Annotated in this window: 30 protein-coding genes; 9 read left to right on the top strand and 21 right to left on the bottom strand. The window is 59.5% G+C overall.

Features of this window, described 5'->3' with window-relative positions:
- Positions 1-55: 55 nt before the first annotated feature.
- Positions 56-1151, bottom strand: a protein-coding gene (prfB, locus tag DBR00_RS08245; RefSeq protein ID WP_108486710.1) for a peptide chain release factor 2 whose coding sequence is annotated in 2 segments (ribosomal slippage) — positions 56-1078 and positions 1080-1151 — 1095 coding nt in all. Because the reading frame shifts where the segments join, the coding sequence is not laid out codon by codon here.
- 176 nt (positions 1152-1327) lie between these two features.
- Here prfB and DBR00_RS08240 point away from each other — a divergent pair.
- On the top strand, positions 1328-1588 hold the full coding sequence (locus DBR00_RS08240) for a hypothetical protein (RefSeq protein ID WP_108486709.1): 261 nt from the start codon (positions 1328-1330) through the stop codon (positions 1586-1588).
- 193 nt (positions 1589-1781) lie between these two features.
- Here DBR00_RS08240 and DBR00_RS08230 read toward each other — a convergent pair whose 3' ends face one another.
- Both DBR00_RS08230 and DBR00_RS08225 read right to left on the bottom strand, forming a co-directional pair.
- Positions 1782-2540 (bottom strand): hypothetical protein, encoded by a 759-nt coding sequence (locus tag DBR00_RS08230; RefSeq protein ID WP_146180675.1) that lies wholly within the window; start codon positions 2538-2540, stop codon positions 1782-1784.
- A 134-nt stretch (positions 2541-2674) separates the two neighbouring features.
- Positions 2675-3400 (bottom strand): tellurite resistance TerB family protein, encoded by a 726-nt coding sequence (locus DBR00_RS08225; protein ID WP_108486706.1) that lies wholly within the window; start codon positions 3398-3400, stop codon positions 2675-2677.
- A gap of 264 nt (positions 3401-3664) precedes the next feature.
- Here DBR00_RS08225 and DBR00_RS08220 point away from each other — a divergent pair, with 264 nt between their 5' ends.
- Positions 3665-4336, top strand: a complete 672-nt coding sequence (locus DBR00_RS08220) for a transglutaminase-like cysteine peptidase (RefSeq protein ID WP_108486705.1) — start codon at positions 3665-3667, stop codon at positions 4334-4336.
- Between the two features lie 5 nt (positions 4337-4341).
- On the opposite strand, the gene recJ is transcribed toward DBR00_RS08220, so the two are convergent.
- Positions 4342-6054 (bottom strand): single-stranded-DNA-specific exonuclease RecJ, encoded by a 1713-nt coding sequence (recJ, locus tag DBR00_RS08215; protein WP_108486704.1) that lies wholly within the window; start codon positions 6052-6054, stop codon positions 4342-4344.
- Between the two features lie 201 nt (positions 6055-6255).
- The gene (locus DBR00_RS08210) at positions 6256-6795 is read right to left on the bottom strand and encodes a YaeQ family protein (RefSeq protein ID WP_108486703.1); all 540 of its coding nucleotides are present in this window, start codon (positions 6793-6795) and stop codon (positions 6256-6258) included.
- 98 nt (positions 6796-6893) lie between these two features.
- Here DBR00_RS08210 and DBR00_RS08205 point away from each other — a divergent pair, with 98 nt between their 5' ends.
- Positions 6894-8093, top strand: a complete 1200-nt coding sequence (locus DBR00_RS08205) for a CaiB/BaiF CoA-transferase family protein (protein ID WP_108486702.1) — start codon at positions 6894-6896, stop codon at positions 8091-8093.
- A 3-nt stretch (positions 8094-8096) separates the two neighbouring features.
- The gene (locus DBR00_RS08200) at positions 8097-8735 is read left to right on the top strand and encodes a 2'-5' RNA ligase family protein (protein WP_108486701.1); all 639 of its coding nucleotides are present in this window, start codon (positions 8097-8099) and stop codon (positions 8733-8735) included.
- Positions 8736-8792: 57 nt separating this feature from the next.
- Here DBR00_RS08200 and thrC read toward each other — a convergent pair whose 3' ends face one another.
- The 4 genes from thrC to xerD form a co-directional block, all read right to left on the bottom strand.
- The gene (gene thrC / locus DBR00_RS08195) at positions 8793-10202 is read right to left on the bottom strand and encodes a threonine synthase (protein WP_108486700.1); all 1410 of its coding nucleotides are present in this window, start codon (positions 10200-10202) and stop codon (positions 8793-8795) included.
- A 65-nt stretch (positions 10203-10267) separates the two neighbouring features.
- Positions 10268-11572: a homoserine dehydrogenase gene (locus DBR00_RS08190; protein WP_108486699.1), complete on the bottom strand. Its 1305-nt coding sequence runs from the start codon at positions 11570-11572 to the stop codon at positions 10268-10270.
- A gap of 113 nt (positions 11573-11685) precedes the next feature.
- On the bottom strand, positions 11686-12411 hold the full coding sequence (gene dsbC, locus DBR00_RS08185) for a bifunctional protein-disulfide isomerase/oxidoreductase DsbC (RefSeq protein ID WP_108486698.1): 726 nt from the start codon (positions 12409-12411) through the stop codon (positions 11686-11688).
- A gap of 92 nt (positions 12412-12503) precedes the next feature.
- Positions 12504-13400 carry a site-specific tyrosine recombinase XerD gene (gene xerD, locus DBR00_RS08180; protein WP_108486697.1) on the bottom strand — a complete coding sequence of 299 codons (897 nt, stop codon included), beginning with the start codon at positions 13398-13400 and terminating at the stop codon, positions 12504-12506.
- Positions 13401-13612: 212 nt separating this feature from the next.
- Here xerD and DBR00_RS08175 point away from each other — a divergent pair, with 212 nt between their 5' ends.
- Positions 13613-14290: a hypothetical protein gene (locus DBR00_RS08175; RefSeq protein ID WP_108486696.1), complete on the top strand. Its 678-nt coding sequence runs from the start codon at positions 13613-13615 to the stop codon at positions 14288-14290.
- 18 nt (positions 14291-14308) lie between these two features.
- Here the strand turns inward: DBR00_RS08175 and DBR00_RS08170 are convergent, their stop codons facing one another.
- The 6 genes from DBR00_RS08170 to ffh form a co-directional block, all read right to left on the bottom strand.
- Positions 14309-14713 (bottom strand): acyl-CoA thioesterase, encoded by a 405-nt coding sequence (locus DBR00_RS08170; RefSeq protein WP_108486695.1) that lies wholly within the window; start codon positions 14711-14713, stop codon positions 14309-14311.
- A gap of 171 nt (positions 14714-14884) precedes the next feature.
- Entirely contained in the window at positions 14885-15235 is a 351-nt protein-coding gene (gene rplS / locus DBR00_RS08165; RefSeq protein ID WP_108486694.1) for a 50S ribosomal protein L19, read from the bottom strand.
- A 40-nt stretch (positions 15236-15275) separates the two neighbouring features.
- Complete coding sequence (gene trmD, locus DBR00_RS08160; protein ID WP_108486693.1) at positions 15276-16028, bottom strand: tRNA (guanosine(37)-N1)-methyltransferase TrmD; 753 nt, start codon at positions 16026-16028, stop codon at positions 15276-15278.
- A gap of 5 nt (positions 16029-16033) precedes the next feature.
- Positions 16034-16570, bottom strand: coding sequence for a ribosome maturation factor RimM (gene rimM / locus DBR00_RS08155; RefSeq protein WP_108486692.1), 537 nt, complete (start codon positions 16568-16570; stop codon positions 16034-16036).
- Positions 16571-16575: 5 nt separating this feature from the next.
- Complete coding sequence (rpsP, locus tag DBR00_RS08150; protein ID WP_108486691.1) at positions 16576-16827, bottom strand: 30S ribosomal protein S16; 252 nt, start codon at positions 16825-16827, stop codon at positions 16576-16578.
- 190 nt (positions 16828-17017) lie between these two features.
- Complete coding sequence (gene ffh, locus DBR00_RS08145) at positions 17018-18391, bottom strand: signal recognition particle protein (RefSeq protein WP_108486690.1); 1374 nt, start codon at positions 18389-18391, stop codon at positions 17018-17020.
- A 178-nt stretch (positions 18392-18569) separates the two neighbouring features.
- Between ffh and DBR00_RS08140 the strand changes: the two genes are divergently transcribed.
- Together DBR00_RS08140 and DBR00_RS08135 are read left to right on the top strand one after the other, a co-directional pair.
- Positions 18570-19370, top strand: coding sequence for an inner membrane protein YpjD (locus tag DBR00_RS08140; protein ID WP_108486689.1), 801 nt, complete (start codon positions 18570-18572; stop codon positions 19368-19370).
- 16 nt (positions 19371-19386) lie between these two features.
- Complete coding sequence (locus tag DBR00_RS08135; RefSeq protein WP_108486688.1) at positions 19387-20676, top strand: HlyC/CorC family transporter; 1290 nt, start codon at positions 19387-19389, stop codon at positions 20674-20676.
- On the opposite strand, the gene DBR00_RS08130 is transcribed toward DBR00_RS08135, so the two are convergent.
- The 5 genes from DBR00_RS08130 to DBR00_RS08110 all read right to left on the bottom strand — a co-directional run bounded on the left by DBR00_RS08130 (position 20648) and on the right by DBR00_RS08110 (position 24067).
- Positions 20648-21382, bottom strand: coding sequence for an SGNH/GDSL hydrolase family protein (locus tag DBR00_RS08130; RefSeq protein ID WP_256582952.1), 735 nt, complete (start codon positions 21380-21382; stop codon positions 20648-20650). The two genes, DBR00_RS08135 and DBR00_RS08130, sit on opposite strands and share 29 nt — an antisense overlap.
- A complete protein-coding gene (gene purT / locus DBR00_RS08125; protein ID WP_108486687.1) occupies positions 21379-22560 on the bottom strand; it encodes a formate-dependent phosphoribosylglycinamide formyltransferase in 1182 nt (393 codons plus the stop codon). The genes DBR00_RS08130 and purT overlap by 4 nt, the downstream gene beginning before the upstream one ends.
- 170 nt (positions 22561-22730) lie before the next feature.
- Complete coding sequence (locus tag DBR00_RS08120; protein ID WP_108486686.1) at positions 22731-22919, bottom strand: DUF1289 domain-containing protein; 189 nt, start codon at positions 22917-22919, stop codon at positions 22731-22733.
- Positions 22919-23443 carry a gamma carbonic anhydrase family protein gene (locus DBR00_RS08115; protein ID WP_108486685.1) on the bottom strand — a complete coding sequence of 175 codons (525 nt, stop codon included), beginning with the start codon at positions 23441-23443 and terminating at the stop codon, positions 22919-22921. Before DBR00_RS08115 ends, DBR00_RS08120 begins: the two co-directional genes overlap by 1 nt.
- Before the next feature lie 18 nt (positions 23444-23461).
- Positions 23462-24067, bottom strand: coding sequence for a CoA pyrophosphatase (locus tag DBR00_RS08110; RefSeq protein ID WP_108486684.1), 606 nt, complete (start codon positions 24065-24067; stop codon positions 23462-23464).
- Positions 24068-24240: 173 nt separating this feature from the next.
- Between DBR00_RS08110 and DBR00_RS08105 the strand changes: the two genes are divergently transcribed.
- Together DBR00_RS08105 and DBR00_RS08100 are read left to right on the top strand one after the other, a co-directional pair.
- Positions 24241-24798, top strand: a complete 558-nt coding sequence (locus tag DBR00_RS08105) for an NUDIX hydrolase (RefSeq protein ID WP_108486683.1) — start codon at positions 24241-24243, stop codon at positions 24796-24798.
- A 15-nt stretch (positions 24799-24813) separates the two neighbouring features.
- Complete coding sequence (locus DBR00_RS08100; RefSeq protein ID WP_108486682.1) at positions 24814-25317, top strand: murein L,D-transpeptidase family protein; 504 nt, start codon at positions 24814-24816, stop codon at positions 25315-25317.
- A gap of 43 nt (positions 25318-25360) precedes the next feature.
- Here the strand turns inward: DBR00_RS08100 and DBR00_RS08095 are convergent.
- Positions 25361-25604: NGG1p interacting factor NIF3 (locus tag DBR00_RS08095; protein WP_256582951.1), on the bottom strand; the 244-nt coding region annotated here is incomplete at its 5' end.

The raw sequence follows: 25604 nt of genomic DNA, 5'->3' as shown, positions 1-25604 counted from the left end.
GGTTTCCGTCACAGGGTCGTTGCCGCCCTCTGCTGGAGGGCGGAATCGAAAGGTATTACAGGCCTTGTTTGAGGCTGGCCTCAAGGTACTGGTCGAGGTCGCCATCGAGAACCTTCTGGCAGTCGCTGCGTTCAACGCCGGTACGCAGATCCTTGATGCGCGAGTCATCAAGCACGTAGGATCGAATCTGATGGCCCCAGCCGATATCCGACTTGGAGTCTTCCAGCGCCTGGGACGCCGCGTTGCGTTTCATCATTTCCAGCTCGTACAACTTGGCCCGCAGCATCTTCATGGCGGTGTCCTTGTTGGCGTGCTGCGAGCGCTCGTTCTGGCACGCCACCACGGTATTGGTCGGTACGTGGGTGATACGTACCGCCGAGTCGGTGGTGTTGACGTGCTGACCACCCGCGCCGGAGGAGCGGTAGGTGTCGATGCGCAGGTCGGACGGGTTGATCTCGATCTCAACCTTGTCGTCGATCTCAGGCGACACGAACACCGCCGAGAACGAGGTGTGGCGACGCGCGCCAGAGTCGAAGGGGCTCTTGCGCACCAACCGATGCACGCCAATCTCGGTGCGCAGCCAGCCGAAGGCGTACTCGCCCTTGATGTGCACGGTGGCACCTTTGATACCGGCCACTTCGCCTTCAGAAAGCTCGACGATCTCGGCGCTGAAGCCGCGCTTATCAGCCCAGCGCAGGTACATACGCAGCAGGATGTTGGCCCAGTCTTGCGCCTCGGTGCCGCCGGAACCGGCCTGGATATCCAGGTAGCAGTTGTTCGGGTCCATCTCGTGGCTGAACATGCGGCGGAATTCCAGCTTCTCAAGAATTTCGCGCAGGCGTTCGATTTCGGCAGCGACGTCGTCGACCGCGCCCTGATCGTCTTCTTCGACGGCCATGTCGAGCAGATCGCGCGAATCGGCCAGGCTGCCGGTCAGATCATCGATAGTTTCGACGATCTGCGCCAGCGTGGCGCGCTCACGGCCCAGGCTCTGGGCGTATTCGGGCTTGTTCCAGACGTTCGGGTCTTCGAGTTCGCGGTTTACTTCGACCAGACGATCATGCTTGTGATCGTAGTCAAAGATACCCCCGAATAGTCTGGGTGCGCTCGGACAGGTCCTTGATGCTATTAAGGATCGGGTTGATTTCCATGGCTGGCAGCACTCGTAGGTCAAACTTTCGGAAAAGCCGGTGAGTATAACGCAGTCACTAGACACCTGGCAGCCCGCAATCGCCTGCCTCACACCGCGGCACAGACCAACGGCGCTCTATACACAACACCAACCACAGCTAAGCCTTTTGCCGCAGGAGTCGTCTCATCGCAGAGCATGCGCAGCCGATTTGCCATTCTGATTGCACTGCTGGTCGCAGGGCTGAGCTGGCTGCAGGGCACCTTGATCGGGTATGACACCAGCCAACGCAGCCGCCAGGAAGTGGGACTGCACCTGGCCGAAATCTCCTACATGGTGATTGCGCGCCTGGATCATGATGTACAAAGCCGAGCGGCCAGGCTGCAGGTCATTGGCCACCTGCGCGTTCTCAGGCAGCCCTACAATGTGGCCGATGGCGTCCATTTCTGGAGCGCTTGAAGAGCGAGTTGCCCAGCATCGCCTGGAGCGGATTCAAGGCCCCACAGGGTGCAGTGATTGCCTCCAGCAACGGTGGCGCCCCGTGGCCGCCGGACAGCAGCAATCTGGCTGAAGCTCTGGAACAGGTAGATCAAGCCCTTTACCGTACCCAACACGCCCGCAAGAACTGCGCAGTTTTGCATGGCGCCTAAGGTTATTGCGCGTGCAAGCGCTGTAGTTGGCCAGCCAATTCAGCCGCGTGCCGCTCGATAACCAGCGGCACCAGGTTTTCACTGTAATCCAGCAGACGTGGGTAGATGAATTTCCAACGTGTCGTAGCACGTTGCAGCCGCTGACGCGCTGGCTCATCGGCCAGTTCACCATTCAAGCTGAGCAGCTCGGCTTCGACTTGCTTGGCCAGCACGTCAATATCCTGATTCAGGTAGTGCTGCTGTTGCTCCGGCAGAGTTTCTATATCACCGACATAGGCACGAGCGGTGTAGCGCGCAGCCAGGTATTGCACCTTGGCCGGCAGACTCTGCAAGCGCTGGTCGGCAGCCGATAGTGGCTGCGCCAGACCTTTGAGCAATTGCTGCTCGAGTGATTCCAGAGCCGCAATCAGTTCACGCTGAGCCTTGCTGTACTGAAAGTTGAATTCCCACGGCAGGTCCGGTTCGCCGGGCTTGTAGGCCAAGGTCTGCTCGACCAGAGCGGTAAAGGCCGCCAGAGGTGCCTGCAGCTGCTCCATAGCCAACCGAGCCGAATCGGACTGGGCCTGCGCCTGCAGGGTAGCCAGGCTTTCGCGCAGCTTGCCCAGATCAGCCTGCACCTTGGCCGCCAGTTCGGCATGCCCACCCTCACCGCGATGAATGAACAGGTCCGTACTGGTGCGGAATACCTGCACCTGGGCCTGCTGCACCTGGACCAACGCCACGCCGGGCGAAGCCTGCAACATCGAACTGAAGAGAACCATCGCCAGGCTCAGCAGACAATTTGTGTAGGTGCAGCGCATCGGGCATCCATCCATTGCGGGGAAAACGCCGATTATAGGGGGGGCCGCAGGGCAGCGGCCAGAACCCTTAACCCAGGTGTACAGGCTTCACAGACTCAGCCTTGTACCAGTTCCTGGCGCACCTGTGCCTCGAGTTCGCTCTTGAGCGCTGGATCCAGCTTGAGCTGACGAGCCAGCTCTTCCAGGTAGGCACGCTCCATAAAGTGCTCTTCATCCACCATCAGCACGCTGGCCACATACATTTCCGCAGCCATTTCCGGCGTACTCGCCGCCCGGGCAATGTCAGCCGGGTCCAGCGGCTTGTTCAACTCAGCCTGCAACCAATGCTGCACATCAACATCATGGGTAAGTTTGATGAGCTCACCTTCGATTAACTCGCGCTCACGGGCATCCACATGGCCGTCAGCCTTGGCTGCGCCGACCAGCGCCTTGAGAATGGCCTGGCTGTGCAACTCGACCTGCGGTGCTGGCAGACGATCCAGGGTTTGCGGCTCGGCCTGAGGCGCGCTGGCCTGCTGCGCCTGCCAGTTGCTATAGGCCTTGTAGGCCACCACGCCAAGCGCCGCCAACCCACCATAGGTGAGGGCTTTACCGCCCATCTTGCGCGCACTCTTGTTACCCAGCAGCAGTCCCAATGCACCTGCCGCCAACGCACCACCACCTGCTCCTTTGAGCAAGGTGCCGAGATCGCCGCCTTGCCCGCCTTTGGCCACCCCACCCAACAGACCGCCCAGGCCGCCAGGGGAGGCACCACCGGACTTCTGCTGCAGCAGGTCCTGGCCCGATTTCAGCAACTGATCAAGCAATCCACGGGTATTCATCACGCGCTCTCCATCAACATGGTGTGGCAAGACAGACCGATTCTAGAGAGCAAGGTTTCCGCCCACCTAACGCCAGATTGCTTCGAAAGATTGCCAAACGCTGACAAAAGCGACTGTTCGTCGGTTAGTCGTCACAAACCTGTCAAAGAGTGGTCGTGATCACACTTTCACCGTAGTCGTTCTATATTTGACGCCGATAGGATGGCACTTCAGAAAAACGCTACGGTAAAAGGCTATCAAGAGCCTACGCCAGAGACTTCGCCCATGGCGCATGCCACATCTCAGCCCGCGCATCGCCTGCTGCTCAGCCTGCTCGCTTGTTGCTGGCTGTACAGCCCGTTTCTGATTGCCGACGCAAGTGCGCCCCCACACAGCGCCTTGGCAACAGCGCTCAGCGACACGCGCCTGGCCAGCTGGCTCAACCTTCTCGACAACTCAGCCAGCGATAATGACCGCGCACAGCTGGAGCGGGTCAACCACTTCATCAACCGCTCAGTGAGTTTTGTCAGTGACCAGCAAGCCTGGGGAGCCGACGATTACTGGGCCACGCCGGCGCAGACGCTAAGCCTGGGCAAAGGCGATTGCGAAGATTTCGCCATCGCCAAATACTTCAGCCTGGTGCGTATGGGTGTGCCAAGCGAGAAGCTGCGCCTGACCTTCGTCAAGGCCATCCAGCAGAACCAGGCGCATATGGTGCTGGCCTATTACCCATCGGCCAGCGCAGAACCACTGATTCTCGACAACCTCGACCCGCGCATCCGCCCGGCCAGTGAGCGCAACGATCTATTGCCGGTGTATTCCTTTAATAATCACGGCGTGTTCCTGGCGAAAAACCCGCAGCGCGTTAGCCAGCCGCCGGAATTTCTCGCACGCTGGAATGAGCTGAGCGAGCGGGCACTGGCCGATGGCTCGGCCACCCCCGCAGCAAAGAGCTAAACCAATCAGCGCGGGCGGATATGAGCGATCAGCAACTGCACGCTTTCCTGCCCGCGGTATTCATTGACGTCCAGTTTGTAGGCCAGCTCGACCCAACGCACGGTCGGGTTCGGCCAGATTTCACGATCCACGCCAAACGCAATGCCATCGAGTTGCACGCTGCCGCACTCACTTTTCAGCACCACTTTAAGGTGGCGTTCGCCGACCACGCGCTGCTGCATCAACTGAAACACGCCATGAAACAGCGGCTCCGGGAAGTGCTGCCCCCACGGCCCGGCATTGCGCAACTCCTTGGCCAGCGGCAGGTGGAACTCTTCGATGGACAAGGTGCCGTCAGACAGCAAACGACCGGTCAGGTCGTCCTCACACAGCTGACGACGTACCTCGGCGTCGAAGGCCGCCGCAAAGGCCGCAAAATTCGCCTGCGGCAGCGACAACCCAGCGGCCATGGCGTGCCCACCGAACTTGCTGATCAGCGCAGGATGTTTAGCAGCCACCGCATCCAGCGCATCGCGGATATGAAACCCCGGCACCGAACGCGCCGAACCCTTCAGCACACCATCACCCGCATCGGCGAAGGCAATGGTCGGGCGGTGATAACGCTCTTTCATCCGCGAGGCGAGAATGCCGATGACGCCCTGATGCCAGTCCGGCTCGAACAGGCACAGACCAAAGGGCATGTCCTCCAGGGGCAGGTCCTTGAGCTGGGCCAGCGCCTCGCGCTGCATGCCCTGTTCAATGGCCTTGCGGTCCTGATTGAGCTGATCCAACTGCACGGCCATGTCACGGGCCAGCGCTTCGTCTTCACAGAGCAGGCACTCAATGCCCAGCGCCATGTCGTCCAGTCGCCCCGCAGCATTCAAGCGTGGACCGAGGATAAAACCGAGGTCGGTGGAGGTGATACGCCGATGATCACGCCCGGCCACTTCCAGAATCGCGCGCAAACCCGGCCGCGCACGCCCGGCACGAATGCGCGCCAAACCCTGGTGCACCAGAATGCGGTTGTTGGCATCCAACGGCACAACATCCGCCACGCTGCCGAGCGCGACCAAATCCAGCAACTCGCCGAGATTCGGCTCGGGGCGCTGCGCGGTAAACCAGCCCATGTCACGCAAGCGCGCACGCAACGCCAGCAACACATAGAACATCACCCCAACCCCGGCCAGCGCCTTGCTGGGGAACGCGCAGCCCGGCTGATTGGGATTGACGATGGCATCCGCCGCCGGCAACTCAACACCGGGCAAGTGGTGATCGGTGACCAGTACGGTCAACCCTGCGGCCTTGGCAGCCGCCACGCCCTCAACGCTGGAAATGCCGTTATCCACGGTGATCAACAACTGCGGCGCACGCTCAAGTGCCACGGCAACAATCTCCGGGGTCAGGCCGTAGCCATATTCGAAGCGATTGGGCACCAGGTAATCGACGTGCGCGGCTCCCAACATGCGCAGCCCCAGCACACCCACCGTACTGGCAGTGGCGCCATCGGCATCGAAGTCGCCGACGATCAACATGCGCTGACCTTGCTGAAGCCCCTGCACCAGCAAATCGACCGCCGCGTCCATACCCTTGAGCTGCTGATACGGAATCAGCCGCGCCAGGCCTTTATCCAATTCAGCAGCGGATTGTACGCCGCGGGCAGCATAAAGACGGGTCAGCAACGGCGGCAGAGCGCCCAGGTCAGGAAGGGTTTCAGGCAGCGGGCGGGATTCGATACGCATGGTGGTTTTATCTTGTAGGGCGGGGGCAACCCGCCGAAATCAAAACGGGGCGGGTGCTGCCCGCACTACGACTAGCTGTAAATGAGCACTACTCGCTTCGCTCGCCCTTCGGGCTGCGCTAAAGCGCGTTAGCCGCAAGCGGCTTGCCGAGCCTGTTTTTAACGCAGCAGGGCCGACGCGCAGCAGATCGTAAATAGGTTCTTAGCGCTCGCCAGCCAACCACTCAATGGGCAGCTCATGCTGGCCGCGCTCATCGGTGATAAACAGTTCGCCGTCGCTGATCATCACACTCCAGTTCAACGAACGCGGCAGGTCCAGCGCCAGCTTGGCCAGAGCCTCTTGGTCGAGGGCAACGACGTTGATGTTCTTCAGGCTGCGCACCGGATCGAGCGCTTTGGTCTGCCACACACGCAGGTTGCCATAGGCGACCAGGCTGAACTTCTCGGTGCGCCGCGAGCACCAGGTGATGCGCTCACTGTCCGGCTGGCCGACTTCAATCCAGTGCAGCACACGGTCATCCAGGCTCTTTTCCCACAACGCCGGCTCATCCACGTCCGACAGGCCACGGCCGAACGCCAGGTGCTCGTGATAGAACAAGGCATACGCCACCAACCGCGCCGCCAGACGTTCTTCGGTTTCCGAAGGATGGCGGGCGACCGTGAAACGTAGGTTTTCATAGACGCTGCGGTCCATGTCGGTGAGGTTCAGCTCGATTTTGTAAGTGGTAGACGGCAGGGCCATGGACGGGGCTTCTTGACTGGTCGAATAAGCCGGCAAGTCTACCCGATGCCGCCCGCTCACGTTAGAGTCGTGCACTCAGTCAGATGGATGGAAACCCGATGCAGCTGCCCAGCAAACCCCTCGCCGGCCTGACAGTGATCGAACTCGGCACCCTGATCGCCGGCCCGTTTGCCTCGCGTATTTGCGCCGAGTTTGGTGCCGAGGTGATCAAGGTCGAGTCGCCCGACGGCGGTGACCCACTGCGCAAGTGGCGCAAGCTCTATGAGGGCACGTCGCTGTGGTGGTTTGTACAGGCACGTAACAAACAGTCGATCACCCTTAACCTCAAACATGAGGCCGGACGCGAGGTGTTGAAAAAGCTGCTCAGCGAGGCGGACATCCTCATTGAGAACTTCCGCCCCGGCGTGCTGGAGAAACTCGGCCTGGGCTGGGACGTGCTGCATGCACTCAACCCCAAATTAGTGATGGTGCGCCTGTCTGGCTTTGGCCAAACCGGGCCCATGAAGGATCAACCCGGTTTCGGTGCAGTGGGCGAATCCATGGGCGGGCTGCGTTACATCACCGGTTTCGAGGATCGCCCGCCGGTGCGCACCGGCATCAGCATTGGCGATTCGATTGCCGCGCTGTGGGGCGTGATCGGCGCGCTGATGGCACTGCGTCACCGCGAAGTGAACGGCGGCAGCGGCCAGGTGGTGGACGTAGCGCTGTATGAAGCGATCTTCGCCATGATGGAGTCCATGGTGCCGGAGTTCGATGTGTTCGGGTTTATTCGCGAGCGCACTGGCAACATCATGCCCGGCATCACGCCCTCCTCCATCCACACCAGCGCCGACGGCAAACATGTCCAGATCGGCGCCAACGGTGATGCGATCTTCAAACGCTTTATGCAGGCCATCGGCCGCCCGGACCTGGCCGACGACGCGACCTTGGCCAGCAATGACGGCCGCGATGCGCGGCGCGATGAACTGTATGGCGTGATCGACCGCTGGGTTGGCTCACTGCCGCTGGCGCAGGTGCTGGCCTCCCTGAATCAGGCCGACGTGCCGGCCAGCCGCATTTTCAGTGCCGAAGACATGTTCCACGACCCGCAGTTTCTCGCCCGCGAAATGCTGCTCGCGGCCAAGCTACCGGACGGTAAAGCCTTCAAGATGCCCGGCATCGTACCCAAACTCAGCGACACACCCGGCGCGGTGCAATGGGTCGGCCCCACCCTCGGAGAACACAACCAAATCGTGCTGCTCGCACTGGGCTACAGCGAGGCGCAAATCGCCGAGCTGAAACGCCAAGGCGCGATTTAAGCCGTGCTGATCTCCAATCCACTCACCGGCCCCACGCACAGCCTGATCACGGAGCAGCGCGATTACCCGGAGTGGCACCTGGGGCGAAGCCGTTATGCCGCCTGGGTACTGCCCGTGCAATGCCCGCACCTGCTGGCGCATATCGCCTGCCTGCAACATGCGTTTAGCGACTGGCTGCACCCGCCCGGGCGCCGCCAGGCGCACATCACGGTGTTTGTCTGCGGTTTTATCAGTGGCCAGGCGCGGCACAATGATGACGTCAGCAAGCGGCAACGTCAGCAGCAATTCAAGGCGATCGGACGCGCTTCTCGGCAACCACTGACACTAGAGATTGGCCAGCCTGACAGCTTTGCCAGCGCCGCCTTCTTGCCGGTCAGCGACCCCTCGGGCCAGTTGCAGCATTGGCGCACCTTACTGAGCGAACACAGCCAAGAGGTGCGGCAAAGCCCCTATCACGCGCACATCACTCTCGGCCTGTATCGCCAGCGTGTAGACGCCCCCCTGATTCGCGCACGGCTGATCGAATTGGCAGAAGAGCACCCACGTAAGCTGCCGGTCAACAGCCTGCAATATGTTCACTACCGGGCACGCCAGTTGTTCAGCCCCTTGTGCGTGCGCCAGTCTTTCAGCCTCGGCACCTAAGCTGCGCCCATAAAAAACGGCACCTCGCGGGTGCCGTTTTTCCGAGCACTGTGACCGTTACAACGGCTTGCCGCGGTTACCATGCTGCGCCACAAAGGCCTGAACGGTTTTCAGGTCATTGGCCAGTACGGTGCAACGCTCTTCACGCTCAAACAGGTCTGCCAAATGCGCCGGCAGCGCCGGTGCCTGACCCACATCCGCTTTCTCGACGGCTTCCGGGAATTTGACCGGGTGCGCCGTGCCGAGGATGACCATCGGTGTTCCCAGGCTGCGGCGGCACTCGCGGGCGGCGCGCACGCCGATCGCCGTGTGCGGGTCGAGCAACTCACCACAGGCGTTGAACACCTCAGTGATGGTGGCGCATGTCTGTTCATCATCCACCGCCAGCGAATCAAACAGCTTGCGCGCTTCGGTCCAGCGGTCTTCCTCAACGCTGAAGCCGCCGCCCTGCTTGAAGTTGACCATCAACTCGGCAATCGCCGCACCGTTACGGCCGTGCAGGTCAAACAGCAGGCGCTCGAAGTTCGACGACACCATGATGTCCATGGACGGCGACAACGTCGGGTGCAGGGTTTCTTTGACGTACTGATTACCGCTCATAAAGCGGTGCAGGATGTCGTTGCGGTTGGTGGCGACGATCAGCTGGCTGATCGGCAGGCCCATGTTGCGCGCCAGGTAGCCGGCGAAGATGTCACCGAAGTTACCAGTCGGCACCGAGAACGCGATAGAGCGCGCCGGGCCGCCGAGCTGCAGGGCCGCATGGAAGTAGTACACGATCTGAGCCATGATCCGCGCCCAGTTGATCGAGTTGACTGCCACCAGACGGGTGCCCTTGAGGAAGCCCTGGTCAGCGAAACTGTCCTTGACCATTTCCTGGCAGTCATCGAAGTTGCCTTCGATGGCGATGTTATGAATGTTGTCGCCGAGGATGGTGGTCATCTGCCGGCGCTGCACCTCGGACACACGGTTGTGTGGGTGCATGATGAAAATGTCGACGTTCTCGCAGGCCTTACAGCCCTCAATGGCGGCCGAACCGGTATCACCGGAGGTCGCGCCCATGATCACCACGCGCTCATTGCGTTTGGCCAGCACGTAATCGAGCAAACGGCCGAGCAGTTGCAGCGCAAAGTCTTTGAACGCCAGGGTCGGGCCATGGAACAGCTCCAACACCCACTCATTGCCATTCAGCTGACGCAGTGGCGCGACGGCGCTATGGGCAAACACGCCATAAGTGTCTTCAAGAATCTTTTTGAAATCCGCATCCGGAATGCTGCCGGTGACGAACGGGCGCATCACGCGGAAGGCCAGTTCGTGATACGGCAAACCGGCCCAGGAGGCGATTTCTTCCTGAGTAAAGCGCGGCAGGTTTTCCGGTACATACAGGCCGCCATCGCTGGCCAAGCCGGCGAGCAGCACGTCTTCGAAATTCAGGGCCGGTGCCTGGCCACGGGTACTGATATAGCGCATAGGGGCAAACCTTCGGTTGAATCTTCAAGAGCCGCCGCAGCCTGGCTGCGGCGGCCAAAAGCGGATTAGTTCAGCTGCTCGACGCGGATACGCACAACGCTGCCGACCACATCGGTCAAGGCTTCAAGGGCGCTGATGGCCTCGTTGATTTGCGCCTCACGCACACGATGGGTAACCAGGATCATCGGCACCAAGCCGTCTTGCTCCTCAGCTTCCTTCTGCATGATCGACTCAATGTTGATGCCACGCGCCGACAGGATGCTCGCCACCTGAGCCAGCACGCCCGGATGATCCTTGGCCTGAATGCGCAAGTAATAGGCGCTCTCGCAGGCTTCGATCGGCAGAATCGGGTGATCGGAAAGCGCGTCGGGCTGGAAAGCCAGATGCGGCACGCGGTTGGTCGGATCCGCCGTCAGGGCGCGGACCACGTCAACCAGATCAGCGATCACCGAGGACGCCGTCGGCTCCATGCCCGCACCCGCGCCGTAGAACAAGGTGCTACCCGCCGCATCGCCATTGACCATGACGGCGTTCATCACACCATTGACGTTGGCGATCAGGCGATCCGCCGGAATCAGCGTCGGGTGCACGCGCAATTCGATACCCGCCTCGGTACGACGGGCCACGCCCAGGTGTTTGATGCGGTAGCCCAGCGCCTCAGCGTAATTCACATCCGCAGTGGTCAGTTTGGTGATGCCTTCGGTGTAGGCCTTATCGAACTGCAGCGGGATGCCAAAAGCGATAGAAGCCAGAATCGTCAGTTTGTGCGCGGCATCGATGCCTTCGACGTCGAAGGTCGGGTCGGCTTCGGCATACCCCAGTGCCTGCGCCTCGGCCAGTACATCCTCAAAGGTGCGGCCTTTCTCGCGCATTTCGCTGAGGATGAAGTTACCGGTGCCATTGATGATACCGGCCAGCCAGTTGATCCGGTTGGCCGCCAGGCCTTCACGAATCGCCTTGATCACCGGAATGCCACCGGCTACGGCGGCTTCAAAGGCGACGATCACGCCTTTTTCACGCGCTTTTGCGAAGATTTCATTGCCGTGTACGGCGATCAGCGCTTTGTTCGCGGTGACCACATGCTTGCCGTTTTCGATGGCTTTGAGCACCAGGTCTTTGGCCAGGGTGTAACCGCCTATCAGCTCGATAACAATGTCGATCTCAGGGTTGTTCACCAGCTCGAAGACATCGCTGGTCAGGCTAATACCGGTTGTGTCGTACTGCGGCTTGGGCGAGCGAATGGCAATTTGGGCAACTTCAATACCACGCCCTGCACGCCGGGTAATTTCCTCGGCATTTCGCTTGAGCACATTCAACGTACCGCCACCGACGGTTCCCAGCCCACAGATGCCTACTTTCACCGGTTTCACACTGAACTCCCCATCTGCACTGCGTAAAACGGCCGGAGCAAGCCCCGGCCGTGGAAAAAGAGCCGCACCATACGAAGCGGCTGTTTAATAGTCAATCAGGTGCAAGCCTCAGGTCACTTGGATTCCAGAGCTATTTTCGCCAGCTGAGGCGCTGGCTGATAGCCGGGAATGATTTTGCCATTGGCCAGCACGATGGCCGGCGTGCCGCTGACGCCGATCATCTGACCGAGGGCGTACTGCTTGGCAACCGGGCTGTCGCACTGCGCATCTGCAACGCTCTGACGAGTTTTCGCACGGTTCATCGCATCCTGACGATCCTTGGCGCACCAGACATTCGACAGTTCCTGGGCTGCCGGACTTTCCAGGCCCTGGCGCGGGAAGGCCAGGTAACGCACCTCGACGCCCAGACGATTGAGCTCAGGCACTTCGCTGTGCAGCTTCTGGCAATAGCCGCAATCGGTGTCGGTAAATACGGTGATATGGGTTTTCGGCTGCTTGGGCGCAAACACCACCATTTCCGAGGCTGGAATGGCATCCAGCAGCTTGACCACGCCCTTGCTTTCGGCGGCTTCGGTCAGGTTGACAGGCTTGCCATCCTTGACCTGGAACAGGTAGCCCTGCAGCAGGAACTGGCCATCTTCACTGGCATACAGCTGGCGACCGCCTTGCAGTTGCACCTGGTACAAGCCGGTCATCGGGCTCTCGGCAATGGCCTCGATCGGCAGCTCAGGGTCAATCACTTTTAGGGTATTACGGATGGCCTGATCAGGATCGGCAGCAACGCCAATAGTGCTGGTCAGGCTCAAGGCCAACGCGACAACAATGCGGTTGAAACGCATACAAACTCCTGCCGATAGACGCTCTGAATAAAGTCGACACAGCCTACCATAGAAGCCCGAACAGACCGATCACGGCAGGCCAGACGGCGTTCTCAGCCTCGCGGATGGTGCTGCGCATGCAGCTCCTGCAGGCGCGCGCGGGCAATGTGCGTATAGATTTGCGTGGTCGACAGGTCGCTGTGCCCAAGAAGCATCTGTACCACGCGCAGATCGGCACCATGATTGAGCAAATGGGTGGCGAAGGCGTGGCGCAGGGTGTGCGGCGACAGACTCTTGGCGATCCCCGCCACCTTGGCCTGGTGCTTGATCCGGTACCAGAAGGCCTGCCGGGTCATCTGTTCGCCACGCAAGCTAGGAAACAGCACATCGCTGGGCTTGCCATCCAGCAGAAACGGCCGCGCGTCCTTGCTATAACGCTCAATCCAGGAGATCGCCTCCTCGCCCAGCGGCACCAGGCGCTCCTTGCTGCCCTTGCCGAAGACGCGCAGTACACCTTGGCGCAGATTGACCTGCTCCAGCGTCAAGCCAATCAACTCACTGACGCGCAGACCACAGGCATACAGCACCTCAAGCATTGCCCGGTCGCGCAAGCCAATCGGGTCATCCAGATCAGGCGCACTCAGCAACGCCTCAACATCGGCCTCGGACAACGACTTAGGTAAAGGACGACCTAACTGTGGCAACTCAACCTGCAGCGTCGGATCTCGACTGATCAGCTGTTCACGCACTAAAAAACGATAAAAACCCCGCAACCCCGAGAGCAAACGCGCCGTGGAACGCGCCTTGTAACCCTCACTCAAGCGCCAGGCCAAGTGATCGAGAATCAGCTCGCGGCCAGCATCCGGCAACTGCACATCACGTACCTGCAGCCAGCCATTGAACAACGCAAGATCACTGCGATAGGCGGCCTGGGTGTGTGCGGACAGCCCCTTCTCCAACCATAACGACTCAAGAAAACGATCAATCAAAGGGTGATCAATAGCGGGCATCAAATAACCTCGTTGAACAGTGTGAGTAATGTTCACGAGCATGACACCCTCGACCGGTCTCATGCACCGCATCAACTCACAGAGAGGCAGGCGACCAACGGTCGGTGAGGCCAGCCTTAAAAGCCGGCGTCACCCTATCTTTGGGTGGGTGACAGACAGCAATTTGCAGGCCATGATTGCATCACGCCACTACAGCACAATGGGCCCACGCGATGTCCAGCCAACAGCACTCACGTCTTGGTCAGATTCTGATCAACAAGGGACTGATTAATCGCGGTCAGCTGGATGCTGCCATCAAACTGCAACTCACCAGCCAAAAACGCCTGGGTGAAATCCTTATTGAACAGGGCTGGCTGAGTGAGCGCCAGCTTAAAAAGGCCCTGAACAAACAGAGCAACCTACGCCTCGCTGCCACCCTGGTCGCCGCCCTGCTCAGCCCTTTCCAAATCGCCAGCGCCGACGCACCGCGCTCGCAAGTCAGCGCCGTCAGCCAGGAACAGACACCACGCGGCCTGCGCCCCTTGAGCGACCTGGAGATGAGCAATGTCAGCGCCCAAGGCCTCGACGATGTACTGCAGGGGTTGTTTCTCCAGGCCGGTAGCGGCGATGGTTTGGGCACTGTAGGGCAATTAAGTAAACTCGTCATGCCGGTGCTGAACAGCCTTGAGGCAGAAACCTCGATGAAGGACGTCCTGTACGACACCAGCAAACTAACCTCGGTGATCAACGCTGACGGCTCCGTCAATGTGCGCCTACCCAGTTCGATCGGTGAACTGCGCTTCGATAATATTCGCGTCGCCGGCGCCCCCCAAGGCCAGAGCATGGGCAGCCTGAGCCTGCACGACATCGACTTGTCGCAGGCCTCCCTGAAGATCAGCCTGCATCAGTAGATACCCTGGCCTGCCAGCTCAGCCTGACAGCACGGGCACTGGCTTCTGTTGCTCATCGATTGCAACAAAGCTGAACACACCACTGATTGCCCGCACGCGGGCATCACTGCTCATGCTTTCCACAAACACCTCGACCTCAACCTTGAGGCTGGTGGTGCCCACCTTGATCACCCGTCCGACCAACTCCACAATTGAGCCGGCAGGTATGGCGTGCTTGAAATCGATGCGATCCGACGAAACCGTCACCAGCGGCAATCGACAGAATCGCGTAGCTGCGATAAACGACACCTCGTCCATCCAGGCCAGTGCGGTGCCACCAAACAAGGTGTTGTGGTGATTGGTGGTTGGCGGAAACACCGCCTTGGTCACACGGGTTTCCGATAACTCGGTGCGCCGCTGAATTTCCTGCTCTCTCGACGTCATGCCATTACTGCCAGATTCAATCGGATGTGGTTGCCACAGTGCTGCGGGCGATTCTTATGATTATTGGCACGCAACCACGCGGGTAGAACTGAAGCCGGAAAACTCACCAGTCACCGGCCCAGAAACGAAAAAAGCAGCCCGAAGGCTGCTTTTTTATGGAAAGACCGAGACTTAGCCCAGTTTTTCCTTGATGCGAGCTGCCTTACCAGACAGGTCACGGAGGTAGTACAGCTTGGCTTTACGCACGTCACCGCGACGCTTAACAGCCAGGCTGTCAACCAGCGGGCTGTAGGTCTGGAAAGTACGCTCAACGCCCACACCGTTGGAGATCTTACGAACAGTGAAAGCACTGTTCAGACCACGGTTACGCTTGGCAATGACAACGCCTTCGAACGCCTGCAGACGCTGACGGTCACCTTCTTTCACTTTAACCTGGACGACTACGGTGTCACCCGGTGCGAAAGTTGGGATTTCTTTGCCCATTTGCTCAGCTTCAAGCTGCTGAATAATCTTGTTGGTCATGCTGCGCTCCTAAGACAGGCCTCGGCCGGTCATCGATACATTAACTATCGTCCCGCTGGCGGACGTATTCCTCCAGCAGCTTTTTCTCTTCTCCAGAAAGCGAGCGGCTTTCCAGAAGATCGGCGCGTCGTTCGTAGGTCCGACCAAGGGACTGCTGCAAACGCCAGCGCCGGATGTGTTCGTGGTTGCCACTCAGCAACACGTCGGGAACACGTTTATCCGCATACACCTCCGGACGGGTGTAGTGCGGGCAGTCGAGCAAGCCATCCGTAAAGGAGTCTTCTTCGGCCGAATTTGCATGACCCAATGCACCAGGCAATAGGCGCGTTACCGCGTCGATCAGCACCATGGCCGGCAGCTCACCGCCAGACAGGACGTAATCCCCAATCGACCATTCTTCATCGACATGCGCTTCAATAAAGCGCTCATCAATGCCTTCATAGCGCCCGGCAATTAGGATTAAGGCACCCTCATTAGCCAGTTCGCGAACTGCTGACTGCGTCAGCTGGCGACCTTGCGGCGACAGGTAAATCACCTTGGCCGCGCCACCTGCAGCATGCTTGGCATCAACCAAAGCATCTTCAAGCGGCTTGATCTTCATCACCATGCCAGGGCCACCACCGAAAGGCCGATCATCAACCGTGTGATGACGATCCGTGGTGTAGCTACGCGGATTCCAGCAGGTCAATTGCAACATGCCCTGCTTCACCGCTCGGCTGGTGATGCCATATTCACTGATGGCGGCAAACATTTCAGGGAACAGCGTAATGACTTCAACGCGCAGATTTGGCATCAGGCTTAAAAGTCCGCATCCCAGTCGACCCGCATTTCGCCAGCACTCAGATCAATCGACAACACGCATTGCTCGGTATACGGCAAAAGACGTTCGCGACCATCCAGGCTGTCGGTACAGGGTTTAACCACCATCACATCGTTGGCACCGGTCTCAAACAGATGATCAACCTTGCCGAGCAATTGCCCTGCCTGATCAATAACCTTGAGGCCTTCCAACTCGTACCAGTAGTAGTCGCCGTCGCTTAGTTCCGGGAGCAAGTTACGGGGTACACAAATGTCAAAACCCGCGAAGGTACGAGCCACTTCGCGATCATCCAGCCCTTTCAACTTGGCTACCAGGACTTTGCCTTGCAAACGTCCACCGGCCACTTCAACTTGCTTAACCTCGCCGTCACGCTTTAGCGTCCAGTGAGGGTAATTGAGCACGTTGGTCAAAGGTTCAGTAAAGGAATAGACCTTCACATCACCTTTTACGCCATGCACCGAGACAATCTTGCCGAGGACGATAAGATCCTCAGCGGGAGCTGGCGTCATGCTCATAATGCTTAGGCTGCAGCCTTAGCAGCTTCCTTGAGCAGCTGAGCGACACGCTCAGACGGCTGTGCACCTTGACCGAGCCAGTAAGCGGCACGCTCTTGGTCAACAGACAGTTTGATTTCAGCGCCCGATGCAACCGGGTTGAAGAAACCAATACGCTCAACGAAGCGACCATCGCGCGCATTGCGGCTGTTGGTCACGGTCAGGTGGTAGAACGGGCGCTTTTTGGAGCCGCCACGGGCAAGACGGATGGTTACCATTGAACTTCTTTCCTGTAGTCGGTGCTGCAAAACTGAAATGCAAGCATAGGGCACTAGGCCCGAAAGGCCGCATATTCTAAGGATTATCCGGCTTTTTGCAAATCTCTTTTTCAAGCCGCCGGTCGGTGCTGGCTGCGAGCCAAGCTGGCAAACGGTATTGCCAGCCCAATTGCAGCCGTTATTACTGCTATTACAACTTCGGCAGACCGCCCGGCATCATCCCACCCATGCCACGCATCATCTTGGCCATACCGCCTTTCGCAGTGAATTTCTTCATCATTTTCTGCATCTGCTTGTGCTGCTTGATCAAGCGCCCAATGTCCTGCACCTGAGTACCGGAACCCATGGCAATACGACGCTTGCGCGAACCGCTGATGATCTCGGGGTCGCGACGCTCGGCCGGCGTCATCGAATTAATGATGGCTTCCATCTGTTTGAACTGTTTCTCGGCAGCACCCTGAGCATTGCCCATCTGCGCCAGATTGACACCACCCATCTGCGGCAGCTTGTCCATCAGGCCGCCGAGGCCACCCATATTCTTCATCTGCTGCAACTGATCACGGAAGTCTTCAAGATCGAAGCCTTTGCCCTTCTTCAGCTTCTTGGTAAGTTTCTCGGCCTTCTCGCGATCCAGAGTCTGCTCGGCCTGCTCAATCAGACTGAGCACATCACCCATACCGAGAATGCGCGAGGCAATACGGTCCGGGTGGAACGGCTCCAGCGCCTCGGTCTTTTCCCCCATACCGATAAACTTGATCGGCTTACCGGTAATGTGCCGCACCGACAACGCCGCACCGCCGCGCGCATCACCGTCGACCTTGGTCAGCACCACACCAGTCAGCGGCAGCGCATCATTAAAGGCCTTGGCAGTATTGGCGGCATCTTGGCCGGTCATGGCGTCGACCACGAACAGAGTCTCGACCGGCCTGATCGCCGCATGCAGCGCCTGGATCTCCGCCATCATCTCGGCATCGATGGCCAGACGACCGGCGGTATCCACCAGCACGACATCAATGAATTTGAGCCTAGCTTCCTTGATCGCTGCCTCGGCAATCGCTACCGGCTTCTGGCTGATGTCGGAAGGAAAGAAGGTCACGCCAATGTCATTGGCCAGGGTTTCCAGTTGTTTAATCGCGGCCGGACGGTAAACGTCAGCCGACACCACCATCACGGTTTTCTTTTTGCGTTCTTTAAGGAAGCGCGCCAACTTGCCAACGGTAGTGGTCTTGCCCGCCCCCTGCAGACCTGCCATCAGCACCACGGCTGGCGGCACCGCATTCAGCGCGAGGTCTTCGTTGGCCGCGCCCATCAGCTCTTCCAACTCGGCACGCACGATCTTCACAAAGGCCTGGCCTGGAGTCAGGCTCTTCGAGACTTCAGTGCCGACCGCACGATCCTTGACCTTATTAACGAAGTCCTTGACCACAGGCAGGGCCACGTCGGCTTCCAACAAGGCCATGCGCACTTCACGCAGGGTGTCCTTGATGTTGTCTTCGCTCAGCTTGGCTTTGCCAGTGACATTGCGCAGGGTCTGCGAGAGGCGGTCAGTCAGATTTTCAAACATGCTCGTTCCTTTCAGGCTCAACTGAGCCGAGGGTAGGCTTGTAACAGGCGGCGGATTATAGCGAAGACTAATCGGCTCTGTTGGCGTTTCATCGCAACTGAGCCTGACCCAGACGCTTTCGTGGCGCAGCGGTTGTATGCCACACTGCGCGTCTTCCGGGTTTGCCTGACAAGGATTTATGCACCCTCTGCTACCCAGCCTTGCTGCCGCCTGCCTCTACGCGGCAGCCGCTTCCTACCAGGGCCTGCGCCTGCAACAGCGCAGCACTACCAATAAGCGCCTGCTGGTTGTGCTCGGTGTCTTCGCCCTGCTCTTTCATACCAGCAGTCTGTTCATGCAGATGTACAGTCCGACGGGTCTGTCGCTGGACTTTTTCAACGCCGCCAGCCTGATTGCCGCCTCGGTCATTCTGCTGACCCTGCTGGCCTGCGCGCGCATCCCCGTGGAAAACCTGCTGATTCTGCTGTTTCCACTGGGCTTTCTGACCGTCCTGCTGGCGCAGTTCATGCCCAGCGGCACAAGCCGGCCGATTGATGAAGCGCCCGGTATCCTGGCGCACATCCTGCTCTCCGTAACGGCTTACGGCATGCTGACCATTGCCGTATTCCAGTCGCTGCTCCTGCTGCTGCAGGACCATCAGCTCAAGCACAAACACCCCTCCGGGCTGATCAAGAACTTCCCACCCCTACAGACCATGGAAAGCCTGCTGTTCGGCTTCCTGTGGGCGGGCTGGGCATTGCTATCGCTGTCGTTGCTGTCCGGCGCGCTGTTTATCAATGACCTGTTTGCCCAGCACCTGGCGCACAAGACCTTCCTGTCATTTTTCGCCTGGGTGGTATTTGCCGTGCTGCTGTGGGGCCGCCACCAACTCGGCTGGCGCGGTCATAAAGCGATTCGCTGGACCTTGGCGGGCTTTTGTCTGCTGATGTTGGCCTATTTCGGCAGCAAGCTGGTTCGCGAATTCATCCTACACATCTGACGCCCAGGTTCACTGCGTGGACAACATACCCCCCAGTTTCCTCTTCGGCCTGCTGATCTTCCTGCTGCTCTGCTCAGCATTTTTCTCCAGCTCGGAGACTGGCATCCTCAGCCTCAACCGCTACCGCCTCAAGCACTTGGCGAAAGAAGGTCACCGCGGCGCCAAGCGCGTCAGCACCATGCTCAGCCATCCGGATCGCCTGCTGGGCACCATCCTGATCGGCAACAACTTCGTCAACATCCTTGCCTCGTCCATCGCCACGGTTCTGGCCCTGCAGTTCTGGGGCGAAGCCGGGATCGCGATTGCCATCATTGGCCTGACCCTGATTCTGCTGGTGTTCGGTGAAATCACGCCCAAGACCCTGGCCGCCCTTCGCCCGGAAGCAGTGGCCTACCCGTTCAGCCTGCCGCTGTTGCTACTGCTCAAGCTGTTCTACCCACTGGTCATTCTGCTGAGCTGGATCAGCAATGGCCTGCTCCGACTGATGGGCGTCGACCCCACCAGCAAGAGCAGCGACAGCCTGACCACCGAGGAATTGCGCAGCGTGGTGCGCGAGTCCGGCCATGAGCTACCGAAAAATCGCCAGAACATGCTGCTCGGCATTCTCGACCTGGAACGGGTGACGGTGGATGACATCATGATCCCGCGCAACGAAGTCACCGGGATCAACCTGGACGATGACATCGACAGCATTATTCACCAGCTGACCAACACCGCCCACACCCGACTGCCGGTGTTCCGCACGGACATCAATCAGATCGAAGGCATCGTGCACATGCGCCAGATTGCTCGCCTGCTGACGCACAACCAAATCAGCAAGGAAGCACTGCTGGCTGCCTGCAACAAGCCCTACTTCGTGCCGGAAGGCACACCGCTGTCGACCCAACTGATCAATTTCCAGAAGCAGAAGCGGCGCATCGGCATCGTGGTGGACGAATATGGCGATGTCATCGGCATCGTCACCCTGGAAGACATCCTCGAAGAAATCGTCGGCGACTTCAGCAACCAGGACACCCTGCGCAGCCCTGACATTCACCCTCAGGAAGACGGCACCCAAATGATCGACGGCGCTGCTTATATCCGCGAAATCAACAAGGCGCTGGAATGGCACCTGCCCAGCGACGGCCCGAAGACCCTCAACGGCCTGATCACTGAAGCCCTAGAAAGCATTCCCGATAGCGCGGTGTGCCTGAAAATCGGTCCTTATCGCCTGGAAATCCTGCAAGCAGCCGAGAACCGGGTAAAAAGCGTGCGCATCTGGCAGGCCAAAGCCAAACTTAAGGCCGCGCCGCCGGCAGCAGACTGAGGGCCAGCCCCTCGGCCCATACGCGATACCCCAGCGCTGACGGATGATAACCATCACGCGCCAGGTACTCAGCGGAAAACTCCAGCTCAACCGTGTGATGCCCCACCCCATGACGCGCAGCCAGCAGACGCAGGCGCGCATCCAGCAGGCCGGCACGCATGCCGAGCAAACGCCGCAACAGCCAGGGCAGGGCCGTAAAATGCTGCAACGGCGGCACACTGCTAAAGGCCACCCGGGCGCCGCGAGCTAACAACGCTTCAGCCATACCGCCAAGCGCTGCCTCCCAACGCGGCAGTGAAGTCAGATGAGTGGTGTCATTGACGCCGAACACCAGCAGCGCCAGATCAAAGGGCTGATCGAGCACCTGCGGCAACAGCCGCTCATGGGCCTGTGCGGCGGTAATGCCATTTTCACCGCATGCACGCCAGACAACCGGACGACCGCTGCGCGCAGCCAGCGCCGCTGCCAACTGCCCGACCAGCGCAGAGCTAAGCTCATCCACTCCCACGCCGACCACGGTCGACTCGCCCAGCACCAGCAGATGCAATGGCTCGCCCGGTAAGTCCGCACCTGCCACGCCGCTAAACAGCCCTGCAGCTGGCGGCAAACGCAGCGTGTTACGGCGCGTGCGCAGGGCCAGCGGCAAGGCAATCGGCGCCAACAGCGCCAATCCCAGCCACCAGGCATAAGCGCGCAACGCACTCACAGTTCGACCTTGACCGCCTGCGCCGCACGCGTGGCCTTGGCCCGCGCCGCCTGCAATGATTCATCCCGCGCCAGTGCCACACCCATACGGCGCTGACCACTGACTTCCGGTTTGCCGAACAGACGCAAAGCGGTATCCGGCTCAGCCAGCACCGCTGCCAGATTACCGAAGCTGACCTGCTGCGACTCACCCTCGACCAGCACCACGGCAGAGGCCGATGGGCCGAACTGTCGAATGGTGGGAATAGGCAGCCCCAGAATGGCCCGCGCATGCAGGGCAAACTCGGACAGATCCTGAGAAATCAGGGTGACCAGGCCGGTGTCATGCGGGCGCGGCGAGATTTCGCAGAACCACACCTGATCCCCTTTGACGAACAGTTCAACGCCAAATAGCCCACGCCCGCCCAGCGAGCCGGTCACCGCCAGCGCAATACGTTCGGCTTCGGCCTGCGCTTTGGCACTCATCGGTTGCGGCTGCCAGGACTCTTGGTAATCACCCTTGACCTGACGATGCCCCACCGGCGCACAGAACGTCGTGCCACCGCTGTGACGCACAGTCAGCAAGGCAATTTCATAGTCGAAGTCGATAAACCCCTCGACAATCACCCGGCCCTTGCCAGCGCGCCCACCAGCTTGGGCGTAATCCCAGGCGACGTGCAGATCATCCAGGCTTTTCAACACCGACTGGCCCTTGCCGGAAGAACTCATGATCGGCTTGATCAGACAGGGAAAACCAATCGCTTCAACCGCAGCGCGGCACTCTTCAAAGGAATCGGCAAAGCGGTAAGGCGAGGTTGGCAGGCCCAGCTCTTCGGCAGCCAGACGGCGAATACCTTCACGGTTCATGGTCAGCTGCGCCGCGCGGGCGCTGGGGATGACGGTGAAACCTTCATTCTCCAACTCAACCAGGGTCGCGGTGGCAATCGCTTCAATTTCCGGGACGATGAAATGCGGCTGCTCCAGCTCGATCACCGCGCGCAGGGCTGCGCCATCGAGCATGTTGATCACATGGCTGCGGTGCGCCACCTGCATGGCCGGCGCATTGGCGTAGCGATCCACCGCAATAACCTCAACACCGAGCCGCTGCAGTTCGATCAGCACTTCCTTGCCCAGCTCGCCAGAGCCACACAACAGCACACGGGTCGCGCTCGGCGACAAAGGGGTTCCGATACGGGGCATGGGGAGTCCTCAAACTGATCTAGAAAGTTAAAACCTGTTCACGATCTCGCGAGCTAGAGCACTGCAAGGCAAAAACAGGCGAGGAAGCGGAGTTTACGAGCTGTAAATGAGCATTCCGAGCCTGTTTTTAACACCGCAGGGCCGACGCGCAGCAGATCGTGATCCGGTTCTTACAGCAGAATGCCTTTGGCTTTGGCCCGCTCATGACAGCGCATCAGCACCTCACGGCGCTCACTGTTCTCCATCAGGCCCCAGCGGGTAATTTCGGCAACCGTACGCTGGCAGCCAATGCAGATATCTTCATCGTCCAGCGCGCACACATGCACACAGGGCGAGACAACGGGACGTTCGTTGCTCATCAGTTGTCCTGCACGGCCAGGTCACGGGCATAGCGCTGAGCGTTGTGCACGTAGTGTGCAGCGCTGGCTTCGAGCATCTTTTTCTGGGGTTCGGTCAGTTCGCGCACCACTTTTCCGGGCGACCCCATAACCAGCGAGCCGTCGGGAATTTCCTTGCCTTCACCGATCAGGCTGTTGGCACCAATGATGCAGTTCTTACCGATTTTCGCCCCATTGAGAATGACGGCATTAATGCCGATCAGGCTGTAATCGCCCACCGTGCAGCCGTGCAACATGGCGTTATGGCCAATGGTCACACCCTTGCCCAGGGTCAGCGGAAAGCCCATGTCGGTGTGCATCACCGTGCCGTCCTGCACGTTGCTGTTCTCGCCGATATGAATCAGCTCGTTGTCGCCACGCAGCACAGCGTTGAACCACACGCTGGCACCGGCCTCCAGCTTGACCTTACCGACCAGAGTGGCATTTGGTGCAACCCAGCTGTCGGCATGGGCTTCGACGTGGGACGAACCCAAGCGGTATTTCATGGATGCTTCCTCATAGGTTCAGGTGAGCTTGGTGAAATGCTCAGGCGGCTGGTGCATGTCGATCTGCACATCATCGAACACCAGGTTGACCAACTCGACCAGCATGATCGCCGTCAGCCCCCAGATCTTGTATTCGCCATAGCGGTAACTCGGCACATACCAGCTGCGCCCGAGGTAATCGATGCGGTGCGTGGTTTCCCGCGGATCCTCGCGAAAGAACGCCAGAGGCACGGCAAAAACAGCGGCAATTTCGCCGTCATTGGGCCGGTATTCGACAAAATCTGGCACCAGCCCTACGTAGGGGGTGACCTTGATGCCGTGGCGCGACACCAGGGTACTGAGCGGCCCGATCACCTCGACCAGACCCGGCGGCAGCCCGATCTCTTCCTCGGCCTCGCGCAGGGCGGTCTGTACCAGATCAACATCCTCAGGGTCGCGCCGACCACCGGGAAAAGCCACCTCACCACTGTGGGTGGACAAACCACTGGCACGCAGGGTTAGCACCACTTCCGGTTCGTCACTGCGGGTGATGGGCACCAGCACTGCGGCTTCAGGGTAGTGTTTGTCGATCTGCAAACTGAGCGGGCTATAGCCGCGCATGCGATGGAGCAACTCGTCCAGCATGGGGATTCTCGGTCTTTTATTCTGCCGTCGATCATGGCACGAAAGCGGCGCACGGCCCAAGCCCCGGACCGCTACCAGGCATCATTCAGATGCTCGATAAGCCAAGCGTTCAGGTCGCTTGCCGAGTACCCGGCGCGCACGCCAAGATAGCCGACACGCAGCGAGGACCTGGCATGAAGTTCTGTAGCAACTGTGGCGGCCCGATCAACCACATCATCCCGCAGGGCGACAACCGCCTGCGCCACGTCTGTGCGCAGTGCCAGACCGTGCACTACCAGAACCCGCGCATCATTGCCGGTTGCCTGCCAGTGTGGGGCGAGCAGGTGCTGCTGTGTCGCCGCGCCATCGAGCCACGACGTGGCTACTGGACCCTGCCTGCCGGTTTTATGGAAAACGGCGAAACCCTGGAGCAGGCCGCCGCCCGCGAAACCCATGAAGAAGCCTGCGCACGGGTACGCAGCCTGAGCCTGTATACCCTGTTCGATCTGCCGCATATCAATCAGGTGTACATGCTGTTTCGCGCCGAGTTGGTCGACCTGGACTTTGCCCCTGGCGAGGAAAGCCTTGACGTACAGCTATTCCATGAACAGGACATCCCCTGGTCAGAGCTGGCTTTCCCGACCATTGGACGTACCTTAGAATGCTACTTCGCAGACCGCCTGCAGCAGCATTACCCGGTCCGCAACGAGCCGCTCGAAGCCTTGCGCGCACACTACAAGAAAACCTTCTGATCCATGGAAATCACAATGCGCTGGTTGCTCGCCCTACTCTGCATGACCGTTGCCCTCACTGGCCACGCCAGCACCACCCCAACCCTGAGCGGCAAGACCATCGACAAAGTGCTGGTGGTCAAATCCGAACGCAAACTGCACCTCATCAGCCGTGGTAACACCCTCAAGTCCTACCGCGTATCGCTGGGCAAACAACCTGAAGGAGCCAAGCAACGTGAAGGCGATCTGCGCACCCCAGAAGGTTTCTACTGGATCGACTGGCGCAAGACCAGTGACAAGTACAACCTGTCCATGCACATCTCCTACCCCAACGCCCGCGACCAGGCGCAAGCCCGCGCCAAGGGCGTACCGGCAGGCGGCATGATCATGATCCACGGCACGCCGCTGGATGAGGAATACCCCGAATGGTTCTTCCATACCCTGGACTGGACCGAAGGCTGTATCGCCATGAAGAACATCGACATGCGTGAAGTCTGGTCACTGGTCAAAGACGGCACACTGATCGAAATCAGGCCCTGATCGGCCGACACAAAAAAGGCGCCTTAGAGGCGCCTTTTTTGAATTAGAACTGAATATCCGACAGTCGCCACACGTCAAAAGCCGGCGTCTCATAGGGGTGCTGCTTCTTCATGGCCTTGACCGCATCGTGGATCAATTCGTCGGCCACCACCATCTCGACCTTCCACTCCGCTACGTGCTCAAGTTGCCCCAGTTGTCCGAGAAAAGGCTGACTGCCCTCCTGCGCCCTGAACTGCCCCTGCCCCAAGACCTGCCAACAGCACTGATCATAACGACCGACACGCCCA

Origin of the sequence: Pseudomonas sp. HMWF032 (assembly GCF_003060885.1) — a bacterium.
Lineage (GTDB): Bacteria > Pseudomonadota > Gammaproteobacteria > Pseudomonadales > Pseudomonadaceae > Aquipseudomonas.
Note: the sequence above shows the minus strand (reverse complement) of the source record. Positions and strands in the feature narration are given on the sequence as shown.

Bases quoted from the DNA above. Each gene is read 5' to 3' on its own strand.
- DBR00_RS08240 (WP_108486709.1), top strand. From the start codon at position 1,328: ATGCGCAGCCGATTTGCCATTCTGATTGCACTGCTGGTCGCAGGGCTG.
- DBR00_RS08230 (WP_146180675.1), bottom strand. From the start codon at position 2,540: ATGGTTCTCTTCAGTTCGATGTTGCAGGCTTCGCCCGGCGTGGCGTTG.
- DBR00_RS08225 (WP_108486706.1), bottom strand. From the start codon at position 3,400: ATGAATACCCGTGGATTGCTTGATCAGTTGCTGAAATCGGGCCAGGAC.
- DBR00_RS08220 (WP_108486705.1), top strand. From the start codon at position 3,665: ATGGCGCATGCCACATCTCAGCCCGCGCATCGCCTGCTGCTCAGCCTG.
- recJ (WP_108486704.1), bottom strand. From the start codon at position 6,054: ATGCGTATCGAATCCCGCCCGCTGCCTGAAACCCTTCCTGACCTGGGC.
- DBR00_RS08210 (WP_108486703.1), bottom strand. From the start codon at position 6,795: ATGGCCCTGCCGTCTACCACTTACAAAATCGAGCTGAACCTCACCGAC.
- DBR00_RS08205 (WP_108486702.1), top strand. From the start codon at position 6,894: ATGCAGCTGCCCAGCAAACCCCTCGCCGGCCTGACAGTGATCGAACTC.
- thrC (WP_108486700.1), bottom strand. From the start codon at position 10,202: ATGCGCTATATCAGTACCCGTGGCCAGGCACCGGCCCTGAATTTCGAA.
- dsbC (WP_108486698.1), bottom strand. From the start codon at position 12,411: ATGCGTTTCAACCGCATTGTTGTCGCGTTGGCCTTGAGCCTGACCAGC.
- xerD (WP_108486697.1), bottom strand. From the start codon at position 13,400: ATGCCCGCTATTGATCACCCTTTGATTGATCGTTTTCTTGAGTCGTTA.
- DBR00_RS08175 (WP_108486696.1), top strand. From the start codon at position 13,613: ATGTCCAGCCAACAGCACTCACGTCTTGGTCAGATTCTGATCAACAAG.
- DBR00_RS08170 (WP_108486695.1), bottom strand. From the start codon at position 14,713: ATGACGTCGAGAGAGCAGGAAATTCAGCGGCGCACCGAGTTATCGGAA.
- rplS (WP_108486694.1), bottom strand. From the start codon at position 15,235: ATGACCAACAAGATTATTCAGCAGCTTGAAGCTGAGCAAATGGGCAAA.
- trmD (WP_108486693.1), bottom strand. From the start codon at position 16,028: ATGCCAAATCTGCGCGTTGAAGTCATTACGCTGTTCCCTGAAATGTTT.
- rimM (WP_108486692.1), bottom strand. From the start codon at position 16,570: ATGAGCATGACGCCAGCTCCCGCTGAGGATCTTATCGTCCTCGGCAAG.
- rpsP (WP_108486691.1), bottom strand. From the start codon at position 16,827: ATGGTAACCATCCGTCTTGCCCGTGGCGGCTCCAAAAAGCGCCCGTTC.
- ffh (WP_108486690.1), bottom strand. From the start codon at position 18,391: ATGTTTGAAAATCTGACTGACCGCCTCTCGCAGACCCTGCGCAATGTC.
- DBR00_RS08140 (WP_108486689.1), top strand. From the start codon at position 18,570: ATGCACCCTCTGCTACCCAGCCTTGCTGCCGCCTGCCTCTACGCGGCA.
- purT (WP_108486687.1), bottom strand. From the start codon at position 22,560: ATGCCCCGTATCGGAACCCCTTTGTCGCCGAGCGCGACCCGTGTGCTG.
- DBR00_RS08120 (WP_108486686.1), bottom strand. From the start codon at position 22,919: ATGAGCAACGAACGTCCCGTTGTCTCGCCCTGTGTGCATGTGTGCGCG.
- DBR00_RS08115 (WP_108486685.1), bottom strand. From the start codon at position 23,443: ATGAAATACCGCTTGGGTTCGTCCCACGTCGAAGCCCATGCCGACAGC.
- DBR00_RS08110 (WP_108486684.1), bottom strand. From the start codon at position 24,067: ATGCTGGACGAGTTGCTCCATCGCATGCGCGGCTATAGCCCGCTCAGT.
- DBR00_RS08105 (WP_108486683.1), top strand. From the start codon at position 24,241: ATGAAGTTCTGTAGCAACTGTGGCGGCCCGATCAACCACATCATCCCG.
- DBR00_RS08100 (WP_108486682.1), top strand. From the start codon at position 24,814: ATGCGCTGGTTGCTCGCCCTACTCTGCATGACCGTTGCCCTCACTGGC.